This is a genomic window from Rheinheimera muenzenbergensis, from assembly GCF_036984005.1.
Classification (GTDB): domain Bacteria; phylum Pseudomonadota; class Gammaproteobacteria; order Enterobacterales; family Alteromonadaceae; genus Alishewanella; species Alishewanella muenzenbergensis.
Genome location: NZ_JALAAR010000012.1, coordinates 72,884 through 86,544, shown reverse-complemented (window position 1 = coordinate 86,544; position 13,661 = coordinate 72,884). Strand labels below are relative to the sequence as shown.

Here is a 13,661-nt window from a genome sequence, read left to right as displayed (position 1 = left end):
CGTTACTGTACCTCTGCCTCTTGCACCGGTGCCTCCAGGATCAATTTCAGGTTATCCAGCCCTTGCTGTAAATCTGCGGCGATGATGTTTTCCACATCCATCACCAATAGCATCAAATTCATCGGATAGGGCATATGGCCACTAAAGCCCCAGCTGACCCGGGTTTGCTGCGCTGTTATCGCCTCTGTCGTCATATAGGCCGGCGATACTGCGGCAAAGGGTTCCAAAAAGCGCAGTTCAAACTCTATGCGTTCGCCTTCCACTATGGCTTTAATTTCCTGCTCACCAACCCCAACATCCGGGTTGTCACTGTGCCAGGCCGATACAAAGCCAACAGTGCCGTCTACGCCACGGTAAGATTTCTGCATCTGCGGGTCCATTGCCGCCCATACGCTGAAGTTGTCCTGATTACCGAGAAAACGGATATAGTCAAACACCAGCTGTGCCGGCTGTTGAATAACCACCTGGGTTTCTACTTTATAGTCTTGCTTAACAAATAACGCTGTTAGCAGCGGTATCGCCAGCAGCACAACGATGACCAGCAGTATTTTTTTTAGCATATTGCATTATCCTTATTGTTATACGCTCACAACAATGCCGGCATTACGCCGCGGCTATTTTTCCGCTTAAACATAGCTGGCTTTTTATTAACACTCCAGTCAGCTATGCCAGCGTGGAGATGTCAGCCTCAGGCGATGGCTAAATTCACCAGATGTTAGTAATTTAAACCAAACAGCCCGAACATGGATTTTAGCTAACCACATGAATACTATACCATTACACTTTGGCGTCAATTTTGCTATTACTCTGCCAGACAGTAATAAAACGACAAACCACAAGGACCTTTAATGAAAACTTCAATCTTAACTATCGCCACAGCAACCTTACTCAGTGGCTGCGTGATCTATGTCGGTAATGGCCATGCCGGCGACCTACAGCATGAAGAGCGCAAACTGGCCGTTAACGCGGTCGACTTACAACAATTAGTTGCCGACACCGGTGCCGGCAAACTGGCTATCCATGGCGAAGCAGGCCGCGACACTGTCGAGCTGGTGGCGAATATTTACTACTACGATGCGGCAGATATTCGTCTGTCACTGCAAAGCCGCGGCAAGGCAGCTGTACTGGAAGCCGGCTTTAGTCAGTCGTTTTATCAGGGCAATAGCCCCTATATCGATCTGGTCGTGAAGGTTCCGGCACAGTTTGGCCTGAAACTGGACGACGGCTCAGGTGACAGCACTATCAGCGGCCTGCAAGGCGATTTAGATATTGAAGACGGCTCGGGTGAATTGCGGGTTGAAGGTGGCAATAATGCCAATATTAAAGATGGCTCCGGCGAGCTTACAGTCAGCCAGCTCACTGGCTCGCTGCGGGTAGAAGATGGTTCAGGCAGCCTGCAAATCAAAAATATCGCCGGTGACGTAACAGTTGATGACGGCTCGGGTGATCTTACTGTGCGCGCTGTCGCCGGTAAAGTGACTATCGACGATGGCAGCGGCGATATTGAGATTGACGGTGCCGGCAGCCTGACCATTGTCGATAGCGGTTCAGGCGGCCTGAAACTGAATGCCATAGCCGGCGCGGTGCAAATTAACGATTAACTGCACAGTTTTGTTTTATTTTACGCCTGTGCATTTGGCTTAAGGCAAAACTACGGTAGCATTACGCCTTTGTGCTTAACATTCAGGCGTTATGACTACCGATACCGTATTTCCGCTTACCCAGCGCCAGCTGGAGCTCTGGTTTGACAGCCAAACCTTTCACCGTGCCCAGGCATATATGCAGGCCGGCAAGGTGGTAAAGCTGGAATACAACAGTGATTTGTCTGACATCAGCGCTCAGGTATGGGGCGCTGCCTTTACGCCCTACCGTCAATTTATTCAGTTAAAGCACAACGACAACGGCTGGCAATTGCAAAACCGTTGTACCTGTCCGGTGGGTGCCAATTGTAAACACGTACTGGCGGTGCTGTTGCGTCTGCAGCGTGACTATCAGCAAGATAAGCTGAAACTGGAACAACAACCGGTGCGGCAGCTAAACCAGTGGTTTGAGCAGGCCGAGCAACAACTGGCACCGCCGGTTGAAGTAAAAGATGTGGTGCTGTACTTACTGTCTTATGGCCAGGCTGGTTTGCAACTTAGCGCCCGTCGCGTACGCGAGAGTAAAAAAGGCGGTTACACCAAAGGCGTCGCAATAGGTAAATATGATTTAGTCAGCCCGGTGATACCCGCCTGGATAGAGCAGCAGGATTACCGCTTACTCAGCTATTTTAGGGCACAGAGTCTGCGCGATTTACCGCTGCTGGAAGGTGACTGGGGTTATCAGTTACTGCAGCAGCTGCTGGACAGCGGCCGCTGCTTTTTTTCCGAGTCGCGTTTTAGTGTAGAGCGCGGCCCCAAACGGCCACTGCAGTTTTACTGGCAGGAAACCGCCGCCGGCCAACAACTGTGCTGGCAGCTGGACGACAGCGACCGCGATTTTGAATTGGTATATACCGATCCGCCTTGCTACTTCGACACCAGCTATTATCAAATCGGTGAGCTGGATACCGTACTTAGCGCCGCCCAGCTTAAACTGCTGAATAAAATACCACCGGTTCCCATGCAGGCACTGGCACCAACACTAAGCCGCTTGCAGCAAATGTTTAGCCAAACCAGCCTGCCATTACCCAAGGTGGACGGCATTGCGCATATTACCGCGCCCCCCCGGCCGGTATTGCAACTTAAAATGCTGCCGCATGCAGCAAAAGGCCGCAGCGAGCCAACGGCGTTGCTGCAGTTTCAATATCAAAACCATTTATTGCCGCTGGATTTATTTACCGCCCAAACCGAACTGAACCTTAATGGCCAGCAGCTGTTTATCCGCCGCGACCGGGCGGCGGAAACTGCCGCCGTCGAGCAACTGCTCAGCTTTGAACTGGTGCAACTGTCCGCCTTGCCCGAGCCTTACCAGCAGCATAGTGCCTTTGGTACTGCCGCCGGGCCGGATAACCCGCTGTTATGGCAACCATTATTAGATGCGCTGCCAGAGCTGGCTAACCAGGGTTGGCATATTGCCCGCGACGACAACTTTAAGCTGGATATATTAAACGGCGACCCCTACCTGCAAGTACAGGATAACGCCGCCGGTGGTTTTGCTCTGGCAATACAGGTTGATATTGACGGCACTCAGGTACCGCTGTTACCGCTGATCAGTCAATGGCTGCGCCAGTATGGCTTGCCCGACGCCGGCAAACCGATTTGGCTGTCACTACCACAGGGCAAGCTGGCATTAAACGCCAGCCTGATCCAGCCGTTTATTGATACCATTATTGAGCTGCTAAACCCGAATAGGCCGCAATTCAGTATTGACCTGCCCGCCTACAAAGCGGCCTTACTGCCCGGCGAAAGCAGCAAGGATATTCAATATTTAAACGCCCAGCGCGCCCAGCGCTTAAGTAGCCAACTGCATGACTTTAATGGCATTAGCCAGTGTGATGTCCCCACCGGCTTACAGGCGCAACTACGGCCCTATCAGTTGCAGGGGTTAAGCTGGCTGAATTTTCTGGTTGAATTTGGCCTAGGCGGCATACTGGCCGACGATATGGGCCTGGGTAAAACTCTGCAAACCTTAAGTCTTTTGCTGTGGCAAAAACAAAGTGGCCGCTTTATGCATCCGGTATTAATTGTCTGCCCAACCAGCTTATTGGGTAACTGGCTGGCTGAGGCCGCCCGTTTTACGCCACAATTGCGGGTACTACAAATTCACGGTAATAAACGCCAGCCGCTGTTCAATGAACTGGCCGACTACGATGTAATTGTTACCAGTTACCCACTGGTAGTGCGCGACCACAAATACTATCAAAACCAACCGCTTAGCGCAGTCATTCTGGATGAGGCCCAGCATATAAAAAATGCCGGCAGCCAGGCAGCAAAAGCCGTGCGCTTACTAAAAGCCGACTTTAAACTGGCGCTATCGGGCACACCACTGGAAAACCACCTGGGTGAATTAAAATCTATTTTTGATTTTGTCTTGCCCGGCCTGCTGGGCAACGACAATCATTTTAATCAGGTATACCGCAAACCGATTGAAAAACACGCTGACACCGAGCGGGCTCACGCGCTGAAAAGCCGTATTGCGCCCTTTATGTTGCGCCGCACCAAGGCGCAGGTGGCCAGCGAGTTGCCGGATAAAACTGAAATTGTGCAACTGCTGGAGCTGGAAAGTGATCAGCGCAACCTGTACGAAAGTATCCGCCTGGTAATGGAAACCAAGGTGCGCGAAATGTTTGTGCAAAAAGGCGTGGCCGCCAGCCAAATTCAGTTTCTTGATGCCTTATTAAAACTACGTCAGGCTTGTTGCGATGCACGTTTAGTGCCGGTAGAACATGCGCGCTCAGTGCAAAGCAATGCCAAGCTGCAATGGCTGCGCGACACCCTGCCCGACATGCTGGAAGAAGGCCGCAACATTTTATTGTTCAGCCAGTTTGCCAGCATGCTAACGCTGATTGAAGACGAGCTGAACGCGCTGGGCATCAGCTACAGCAAACTAACCGGCCAAACCAAACATCGCCAGCAGCAAATCGATGCCTTTCAAAATGGTGAAACCCGGGTGTTTTTAATCAGCTTAAAGGCCGGCGGCACCGGCTTAAACCTAACGGCCGCCGATACGGTAATTCATTACGATCCCTGGTGGAACCCGGCAGCCGAAGCCCAGGCAACCGATCGGGCCCACCGCATTGGCCAACACAAGGCGGTGTTTGTATATAAACTGATTGCCGCCAACACGGTAGAGCAAAAGGTTCAATTATTACAACAACATAAACGCCAACTAGCCGACCAGCTCTTTGCCGGCGGTCAGGGGCAGCCGTGGCAGGGCAAAGCCGAAGATCTGCTGTCTCTGTTTAGCTAGGCAGACGTGGCAAGCGCAGCTGGCCAAACTATTTTGGCATTTTGCAAAACAGGCGTTACGCTTGATTAATTACCGCAATGACAAAAGGTTAGCCTATGCGCTTATTGGCAATAATATATTTCAGCCTGGCTTTGGCCGGCTGTGGCGGCAGTGATAACGATAATACTGTCAGTGGCGGCGGCAATGTTAATTGGCAACCGACAGCGGGCAACGACTGGGGCATCAGCACCGCCGCAGCTGAAGGCCTGGATGCCGACCGCTTAACCACCGCCTTTAACGACGCCGCCAACCTGGCCCCCATGTATGCGATGCTGGTGGTACGTAACGGTAAATTGGTCGCCGAAGCCTATTATCACGGCCAAAACAGCGCGACCTTACAACATCTGCGTTCGATCACGAAAACCATTACCATGTTAATGATAGGCAAGGCGCTGGAGCAGGGTGCGATAACTTCACTGCAGCAGCCAATCAGCGATTTTTTTGATGCCGACTACGCTGATCTGCTGGGCGACAAAGCCACTATTACGCTGGCGCAATTACTGGATATGAGTAGTGGTATCAGCTGGGATGAAAGCACCGCACAAGGTTATAACGACTGGGTAACGGCCGCCGATCCGGTGCAGTATGTATTACAGCGCCAGGTGGTGACCACCCCGGGCAGTCACTTTAACTATAATTCCGGCACCTCACACCTGTTGTCCTACATTCTAACTAAAGCAACCGGCCTGTCGCTGGCGGAATATAGCCGGCAGCATTTGTTTCAACCGCTGGGGATCAGCCAATACAGCTGGGAAACCCTCAATGACGGGCTAACTAATGGGGCCGCCGGTCTGACGTTACGCGCCCGCGATCTGGCCAAAATAGGCCTGTTACTGCAACAACAGGGCCGCTGGCAATCCCAGCAAATTATAGCCGCCAGTTGGCTGTTACAGGCCGCTGAAGTTAGTCAGAGTCTGACATCAGCCGTCGGTGGCCTGACACTGCACGGTTATGGTCAACAATGGTGGCTGGGCAACAGCAGCGTAGGCGCGGCACAGCTGGCCTGGGGCTATGGCGGCCAGTTTGTATTAACCATTCCCGAGCAAAACCTGACGGTAGTTCTGTATCAAAATTTTCGCGCCGGCGTTGCCGGCCAGTCTGACAGCGCTATGCAGGTTATACGGCAGCATATTTTGCCGGCGCTGCAGTAGCACTGCGCGTTGTTTGCCAGTGCGCTAGTTATTTAGCATAAACACTATGCTTACAAATTAGCCACATTGAGTACAAAGTGTCTCATTGACCCTGTGTCATAGTGGCTTTAGGCTTAGTAGTTACTTACTTCACACTGTTAAGCCGCAGGTATAACGACAATGAAAAACCTGACCGAACACCTAAGCCAGTATGCACGCTATCACCGCGACGAGCGCAATATACTGACCCATTATTTTGGCATTCCGTTGATTGTGATTGCGATTTTCGGCCTACTCTGGTGGCCGCTATTTACCGTTGCCGGTGTCAGCGTAACGCCCAGCTTAATCCTGTTTGTTGTCTCCGCGTTGTTTTATTTCAGCCTTGATCTGCGTTTTGGTATCGTTATGCTGTTGTTCAGCGGCGGCTGTCTGGCCGTAGCAGCTAACTTTGCCGCGCAAAGCGATGTGATCTGGCTCGGTGGCTCAGCGGCGTTATTCGTTATCGGTTGGATACTGCAGTTTGTTGGCCATTATTTCGAGGGTAAAAAGCCGGCTTTTGTCGATGATCTGGTCGGCCTGTTAATAGGGCCTTTGTTTATCATGGCAGAACTGGGCTTTTTACTTGGCCTGCGTAAACCACTGCAGCAGGATATTGAGCAAATAGCCGGTAAAACCCATTAGTCAGCCTGGGTTCAGGCGTAATCGTTAAAACAGACGACGAATAAATCACTGAAGTAAGCGGTAGTGAATGCAGTATTTCTCTTATTTAATTAGCAGCTTATTGCTGCTTATCTCCAGCTTTTGCCTGGCAGCACCGGCTAACTTTGACCAGGCAAAAAAGCTGTCGCAGCAAATTCATGCGCCTGAAGCCACAAGCTTTTATTGCGACTGCGACATTCATTGGCAGGGTAAAAAAGGCCTGCCGGATTTAGCCGGCTGTGGTTATCAGGCGCGTAAAAATGCACAACGCGCCGCCAGAATAGAATGGGAGCACGTGATGCCTGCCTACCACTTTGGCCACCAGCGCCAGTGCTGGCAGGATGGCGGTCGCAAAAACTGTGTAAAAACCGACAGTGTGTTTCGCGCCATGGAAGCCGATTTATACAATCTGGTGCCAGCCATTGGCGAGGTAAACGGCGATCGCAGCAACTACCGCTTTGGTGTATTACCATCCACCGCAGCGCAACACGGTGCCTGCCCGGTAAAAGTCGATTTTAAACAAAAAGTGTTCGAACCCGCCCCTAAGGTGCGCGGCGATATAGCGCGGATATACTTTTACATGGCCGACAAATACAACCTTAACCTGTCACGCGCCCAGCAACAGCTGTTTATCGCCTGGCACAAACAAGACCCGGTAACCGAGCAAGAGCGCGAGCTAAACCAGCGTATTGCCCGCGAAATGGGCCACGACAACCCCTTTGTTAGCGGCGTACGGGAGTGGAATTTAGGCTACAGACCAACGGGGTATGGGTTAACGGCCAGCCAATAAAGTGATTTCATATACTGCTTATAAGGGTTCATCACATAACTAAATGACGGTAACTAGTTAAACCGCGTTAGTTAGTGCAGCCCTGCTTTAACTAAACCGGTGAACTCCGTTTTGCTCATGCCATTGGCATGAACTGTCAAAATGTATTCGGATACGTTGTGTTTTACTACATAAGCCAGACAGCGCTGCGCTTTGCATAAGCTGTACAGTGTCCAACCTTGTAGTTGTTCGGTACTTACATCAGATAAATCAAAGCTGTCGCTAATCTCATCTGCTGTATGACTAAACAACTGCGTGTTTTGAGGGCTTAGGCCACTGACAGCTTTGAGTTTCAGCACATATTGCGGATATAACCGCATATCGACATCGGCCGGTAATTGCTCAGACTCTGCCGACAATACTTTGCCGGAAAACAACTGGCCGGACGCTGTCTTTACAGACAGCTCATCAGCAGCAAACACTGTAGCGCCAGCAATTACCGACGGCGGCAGGTCAATTTTAAAATCAGCACTAAAAGACAATGTTGTATCAGCCTGCGTACTACAAGCTACTAAGATGCCTGACAGGATAAACGCGGATAGTTTTTTCATACAAAACAAATAAGGGCCGTGACATTTGATTTTAAAGCTGCTCTTCTGGACCTTAACAAGGTAATGCAATGAGCTGGCACCCAGTCCATAACAGCTGGCAATAGCGTCAAGTTTGGTTGACTGAGCCAGAAACACCACCCCACTTTATTGATTAGCCATTCATTAGCTTTAAAGCGATAGCCTAAATTAACTAAAAAGTCTGTTGCTGCTGCATAAAGCAACACAGCCCTATACTTCCTCCCAGGAATCGGTGCTGACATCAGTTTTTTGCCGCTCACTAACCTGCTCAGTGTCAAATTCAGGCCAGGCTATCGGAATTTGCCGCACAAAATCTTGCAGCGAAACATAGGCCACAACTTCACCTTCGTATTGAGTGTCCCAGACACTGCCGTTCCAGCTAATAAAATCAAATACGCCAGCGCCTTTACCATAGCGCACTGCCACGAAGTGTAAGCCAGTTTCTTTGGGGCTACCTTTTTGCCAGTTTAAAGTTTGCATGTTTTGTTTACTCATTAAAACGACTCTCTGAATTTCTCTGCGATATCAGCAAGATCAACCAGATAAAGTGGCATGGACCTATAGGTTTGATGCGCATTTTCCAGCACGGCTATCAGCAGGTAGCAATTGCTTTGTATCGCGCCCCTGGGCTTTTTCAACTATTAATGGTTTTACTTTTTGCATGATAGCGATTCCACACCAAATGAAACGGTAAAATACCACACCCAAAGCAACAAAATAAACACAGCATTAACCATTAAGTTTCATATAAATCATTTCTACACCTACTGTCATACAAGTCTTTCTTGAAATCCGTACCAAAAGCATGCAAAGTTGTAAAAAATTACCATCAGACTTAATTGCAGCATACAGGGAACATGGCGATGGACAGTATTCACATTGATGGTTTAGCGGTAACCCCGGTGTCGCTGCGGATATACGAAGAACTGATAGATATTGAATTACCGCATGCTGAAGTAAGCACAGTATTTCCGAAAAAGGCCCATACACTAAGCTATGCCTTTGCCAAAGACGGTATTGCTATGGGTTACTACAAGATACTGTCAACAGAGAGCTCAGCAAACCAAGACCTGACAGTGTTTACCTTACATAAGCAGTAGCCCTTGGTGAATATTATTCCGTCAGTTAAATCGATGAAATCTGCGTATATCATCAGTGATCAGCCACCCACTGCGGCTGAATATATTGCTCTGCGCGGCAAAGTTGGCTGGGACAGCGTTGCACATAAGGTGGCACAAAGCAGCCTGAATAACTCGCTGTTCCATACCACCGTGCGGCTTGATAACAAGCTTATTGCTATGGCGCGCGTGGTCGGTGATGGCTTTATGTACTTTTATATTCAGGATGTCGTGGTTGCCCCCGATTATCAGGGCCTTGGCATCGGTGCCGCGTTGATGACCAGAGTAGAAGCTTATTTGGCCCAAACTTGCATGCCGGGTGCAACAGTTGGTTTGTTAGCAGCCAAAGGCAAAGAAGCATTCTACCGCCGCTATGGTTATCTTGAGCGGGACGGCATAAAACTTGGTAAAGGTATGTGCCGTTTTTATAAGGAATAACCCTGAAATTAGGGTACGTCTCTCTTTAACACGGGCACATACTTAGCTGTTAGATATCTTACTCGCTGGAGCGTACTAACCTTACTCTTCCCAGGCCGTAAACTTTATTGCCATAGTAAACACTGCCGTTTTCAAAGCTCACACGCCAGGCACTGCCGGTAGATTCTTCGTGTGATGTTGCAGACCAATACCAGTCTTTCGCTGTGGCAGGAAATGCTTCTGCATTTATAGTAGGCTGTTCTGGTTCGCCCAGGCACTGAGCATTGGTGTCGTTAATATATTCGTCTTCAGCCCGCTTGTCTGGCTGGCGTTCCCCTTGGCACTGCACCAAGGTATCCAGCTCTGCTATCGATGGCAGGCGCCATCCTGCTTTAACCAGTTCTATCGCTTGCTCTCCCCGGTATCTGGCAGCTTTGCCGCTACATGCCGAAGCCAGCCAAGTTTGCCCCAGACTGCATCGTTGCCAGGTAAGACTGGTAACGGTATCGGTGATAGTGCCATCGTTATTATCTACATAACGAGCATTAATTAACGTATTGGCCTGCGCCGATGACATACTCAACAAACACAGCAGCGTCGCAGCGGTTACTGAAACAACATTAAACTTCTTGATCATCATTAATAAAGATCCCTTTTAAAAATTATTAGCGTGTAATTACCCGACTGATTTATATCAGCAAAGCAATTACTTAGTGAACTACTATTTTCAGATCACTGTTGTAAGGGTTGCGAAAGACACAAACGACAGCAGCAGAGCCAGGCTCTACTGCTGTTATTTATCAGACGCTATAAACTTACCGCTTTGTTAATTGCAGTTACCTAAATTGGTCCAGACAGCCCAGGGCCCTGAGTTCTGTGCCGGGTTGTTATTCTGCGTCCACCAGTTGGCACGGTAGCGTACATTTTGGTAACTGACTTGGTCATCCTTCAGATATACCGCTGCGCTGTTCCATGCCGCTAAGCCACCACAGCCGTTATCCTCTGCGGATACCGTAACGGTTTTACTGCTGACGTTGCTGGCACCATCTGCATCGGTTACCGTTAAACTGACATCGTAACTGCCCGCCTGGCTGTAATTATTTTGCGGATGCTGCGCTGTCGCCGTACGGCCGTCGCCAAAATTCCACTGCCAGCTTACGACAGCCTGATCATCCGTACTCAGATCTGTAAATTGCACCGCTAAGCCATTAGCAGCAAAACTGAAGTTAGCAACCGGCGCGGCATTGCCTCCGCCATCGCAGGGGCCGGTATCACGCCATACATTGCTGAAAACATCCGGCCGGGCGCCGGTAGACCACCAGGTCGCTTCATACACCCGCTGATTGTAAACAACCCGGTTGCCGGCCTGATACGACGTACTGGCACTCCAGGCCGCTACACCATTACAGCTGCCACCATCACCACCAGAGCTAACCGTGATGCTGCGGCTAGCCGTGCTCTGTAAGCCTTGTTGATCGGCCACCGTTAAGCTGACGGTATAACTGCCAGCCTGAGCATAACTGTGGATCGGGTTTTCTGCTGCCGAGCCATTACCATCGCCAAAATTCCAGCTGCGCGAGACCACGCCCTGATCGTCAGTCGAGGTGTCTTGCAGGCTCACCGTTAAGCCATTAATACTATGGCTAAAGCTGGCAACCGGTGGCTGATTGTCGCCGCCGTCACCGCCAAATAAAAATTCGGTATTGGCTAACAGATTAACAGTGCCATTTGTACCCGAGATTTTACCACTGGCAGCATTAGTGTAGATAGCTTGCGCCACCTGCGCTGGTGTGGCATTAGGGTATTGCTGCAAATACAGCGCAGAAACACCGGCAACATGCGGGCTGGCCATCGATGTACCGCTAATGGTTCGGCTGGCTGAACTTCCGCCAATCCAGGTAGACAAGATGTCTGAGCCCGGGGCGAAAATATTGACGCAACTACCCCAGTTGGAGAAGCTGGAGCGGGCATCTGTACGCGTGGTAGAACCAACGGTAATAGCCGCTGCTACTCTGGCCGGCGAAATATTACAGGCATTGGTATTATCGTTGCCTGCGGCAACTACGGTAGACACACCGCGCTGAATTAATCGGTTGGTGGCCTGATCTAACGCCGCCGAAACACCGCCCCCCAGGCTCATATTGGCTACGGCTGGCAGTACCGCATTGGCTGCCACCCAATCAATGCCCTGCACTATCGCAGTACTGGTGGTTTCGCCACTGCAACCAAACACTTTTACCGAGTGCAGCCGGACCTGTTTAGCAACACCATAAGTGCTGGCCCCTATAGTACCGGCAACATGGGTTCCGTGGCCGTTACAATCTTGCGCATCATTACCAATAGTCGTCACTACCTGACCGATACGGCCGCTAAACTGACTATGGCTGGTGTTAATGCCGGTATCAATGACATAGGCATTCACACCTGCACCGGTAAGATCGTAACGATATACACTGTTAAGTGGCTGATTTTGTTGATCAAGCCTGTCAAGCCCCCAGGGGGCATTGTTTTGCTGTGCGGTTAAACTTATTCTTTGTACCGGCTCAATGTAATCAACTTCATCCTGCGCCAACAGCCAATTGACACCGCTGTCATCTGTGGCAATAGCAAAGCCTTTTAACGCATGATTAAACTCAGCCTCTATAGTGCCTTGCGTCATGACTTTAAAATCGTTTGCCATCTGAGTAACGTAGCTCGTTCCCAGCGTCTGGTACTGCAGGTTATTTTCTTTCAATACCACGATGTATTTGTCTGGCACCACCCTGGCTGATGGGGCTTGCAACAAGGTAGCCTGGGCACTGGCAGCTTGACTAAATATCAGTCCACTCAACCAGGCACAGCACAGCATGCTCTTTTTTATGGTAAACATTTTAGTTCCTCGAATTATTATGATTATTGTTGCTTCGGAACGAACCGCTAAAACGCTTGAAGCGGTTAAATAACTAGTCTGTAACAAAAGCTTCCGCAAGAATTCACATTAGATCGGATATCGCTTAAATAGAGCGATTTAACATATGGAGGTTTTAACGTCTTATAGTAAAGATGTTTGGACGTCTTTGTGTATGTAAGCTGACAACCGTTGCTATTACTGCTACAGGCTATCAAGAATGGTTTTGCTAGGGCTGCGCCGGCTTAGCTGCCGCTTTTTGCTGGGTTTTGACATAATGCATGATATTGATAAAGGTATCAGTCCAGTAAATGTCGCGGTTAGCGGCCAGATAGGCCAGCAACTGGGCGTGAGCTTCAGTAGACACCGATAAATGATCACCGCCAATGCCATGAAAGGTAAAGTTAACCATAGTGCCATAGCGGGCAGCCTGTTTTACCAGCGCGATAAGCTCGGCAGCACTGCTGCCAACCGGCGCAATAACTTCTACCGCATGCACATTAAAACCTGCCATATCGGCGATAATAGCCCCAGGTTTGGCCTTTATTGCCACAAAATCATTATATATAAGCGGCAAGTATGGCTGGCCGCCGGCCAGCGCATCGCCACAGGGCGCGGTAAAGGTACGCTCTGTTTGGCCGTCGATAGCGAATAACATGCTGTTGCCCAGCCGAATTTGTTGCACCAGCTGTACTGCGCTTAGTTTATCCAGATCGTTTTCTGCGGCCACCCAGCTACGGCCCGGTTTAGCCGCCGAGCACTGATGAAACAAAGTATGGTTACCCAGCTCGTGGCCCTGGGCCGCCGCTTTGCGCCAATCGCTTAAGCGTGCGGTTAACAGCGGGCTGGATAACTGCAGATAAAAGCTGGCTTTCAGCCCGTAGGCATTAAGCGCTGGTATGGCGACATCCAGTTGTGACGCCAGCGTATCGTCGTAAGCCAGGCTGACCGCCGCTTTGACACTACCGGGCCAGCTAAAGCCGTGTTTTGCTGCAGTATCGGCAGCTTGCAGCATACTGCTGAGGCCTAACAGAACAATGAGTATCAATCGCGACATAGCTAACCTTTATTATGCTGTACGGC

The 13,661-nt window shown here is 50.1% G+C and carries 13 protein-coding genes; 7 read left to right on the top strand and 6 right to left on the bottom strand.

The features are described 5' to 3' along the window. Positions 1 to 2: 2 nt before the first annotated feature. Positions 3 to 560, bottom strand: a complete 558-nt coding sequence (locus tag MN202_RS14325) for an SRPBCC family protein (protein WP_335736816.1) — start codon at positions 558 to 560, stop codon at positions 3 to 5. Positions 561 to 848: 288 nt separating this feature from the next. On the opposite strand from MN202_RS14325, the gene MN202_RS14320 reads away from it, so the two are divergent. The 5 genes from MN202_RS14320 (at position 849) to MN202_RS14300 (ending at position 7,548) form a co-directional block, all read left to right on the top strand. Next, positions 849 to 1,601, top strand: a complete 753-nt coding sequence (locus MN202_RS14320) for a DUF4097 family beta strand repeat-containing protein (RefSeq protein WP_335736815.1) — start codon at positions 849 to 851, stop codon at positions 1,599 to 1,601. A gap of 91 nt (positions 1,602 to 1,692) precedes the next feature. Further along, on the top strand, positions 1,693 to 4,890 hold the full coding sequence (locus tag MN202_RS14315) for a DEAD/DEAH box helicase (RefSeq protein WP_335736814.1): 3,198 nt from the start codon (positions 1,693 to 1,695) through the stop codon (positions 4,888 to 4,890). A 95-nt stretch (positions 4,891 to 4,985) separates the two neighbouring features. Then, positions 4,986 to 6,080 carry a serine hydrolase domain-containing protein gene (locus MN202_RS14310; RefSeq protein ID WP_335736813.1) on the top strand — a complete coding sequence of 365 codons (1,095 nt, stop codon included), beginning with the start codon at positions 4,986 to 4,988 and terminating at the stop codon, positions 6,078 to 6,080. A 159-nt stretch (positions 6,081 to 6,239) separates the two neighbouring features. Then, positions 6,240 to 6,740, top strand: coding sequence for an Mpo1 family 2-hydroxy fatty acid dioxygenase (locus tag MN202_RS14305; protein ID WP_335736812.1), 501 nt, complete (start codon positions 6,240 to 6,242; stop codon positions 6,738 to 6,740). Positions 6,741 to 6,807: 67 nt separating this feature from the next. Continuing rightward, a complete protein-coding gene (locus tag MN202_RS14300) occupies positions 6,808 to 7,548 on the top strand; it encodes an endonuclease (RefSeq protein ID WP_335736811.1) in 741 nt (246 codons plus the stop codon). A gap of 71 nt (positions 7,549 to 7,619) precedes the next feature. Here MN202_RS14300 and MN202_RS14295 read toward each other — a convergent pair whose 3' ends face one another. Both MN202_RS14295 and MN202_RS14290 read right to left on the bottom strand, forming a co-directional pair. Next, positions 7,620 to 8,138, bottom strand: coding sequence for a hypothetical protein (locus tag MN202_RS14295; RefSeq protein ID WP_335736810.1), 519 nt, complete (start codon positions 8,136 to 8,138; stop codon positions 7,620 to 7,622). A 228-nt stretch (positions 8,139 to 8,366) separates the two neighbouring features. Further along, positions 8,367 to 8,651 carry a hypothetical protein gene (locus tag MN202_RS14290; protein WP_335736809.1) on the bottom strand — a complete coding sequence of 95 codons (285 nt, stop codon included), beginning with the start codon at positions 8,649 to 8,651 and terminating at the stop codon, positions 8,367 to 8,369. Positions 8,652 to 9,019: 368 nt separating this feature from the next. On the opposite strand from MN202_RS14290, the gene MN202_RS14285 reads away from it, so the two are divergent. Together MN202_RS14285 and MN202_RS14280 are read left to right on the top strand one after the other, a co-directional pair. Continuing rightward, positions 9,020 to 9,256 (top strand): hypothetical protein, encoded by a 237-nt coding sequence (locus MN202_RS14285; protein ID WP_335736808.1) that lies wholly within the window; start codon positions 9,020 to 9,022, stop codon positions 9,254 to 9,256. Positions 9,257 to 9,289: 33 nt separating this feature from the next. Then, complete coding sequence (locus tag MN202_RS14280) at positions 9,290 to 9,712, top strand: GNAT family N-acetyltransferase (protein WP_335736807.1); 423 nt, start codon at positions 9,290 to 9,292, stop codon at positions 9,710 to 9,712. A gap of 58 nt (positions 9,713 to 9,770) precedes the next feature. On the opposite strand, the gene MN202_RS14275 is transcribed toward MN202_RS14280, so the two are convergent. From MN202_RS14275 to MN202_RS14265, 3 genes are all read right to left on the bottom strand, one after another. Continuing rightward, a complete protein-coding gene (locus MN202_RS14275; RefSeq protein WP_335736806.1) occupies positions 9,771 to 10,331 on the bottom strand; it encodes an Lcl C-terminal domain-containing protein in 561 nt (186 codons plus the stop codon). Positions 10,332 to 10,517: 186 nt separating this feature from the next. Beyond that, entirely contained in the window at positions 10,518 to 12,560 is a 2,043-nt protein-coding gene (locus MN202_RS14270) for a S8 family serine peptidase (protein ID WP_335736805.1), read from the bottom strand. A gap of 247 nt (positions 12,561 to 12,807) precedes the next feature. Next, positions 12,808 to 13,635, bottom strand: a complete 828-nt coding sequence (locus MN202_RS14265; protein ID WP_335736804.1) for a polysaccharide deacetylase family protein — start codon at positions 13,633 to 13,635, stop codon at positions 12,808 to 12,810. Positions 13,636 to 13,661: the final 26 nt, after the last annotated feature.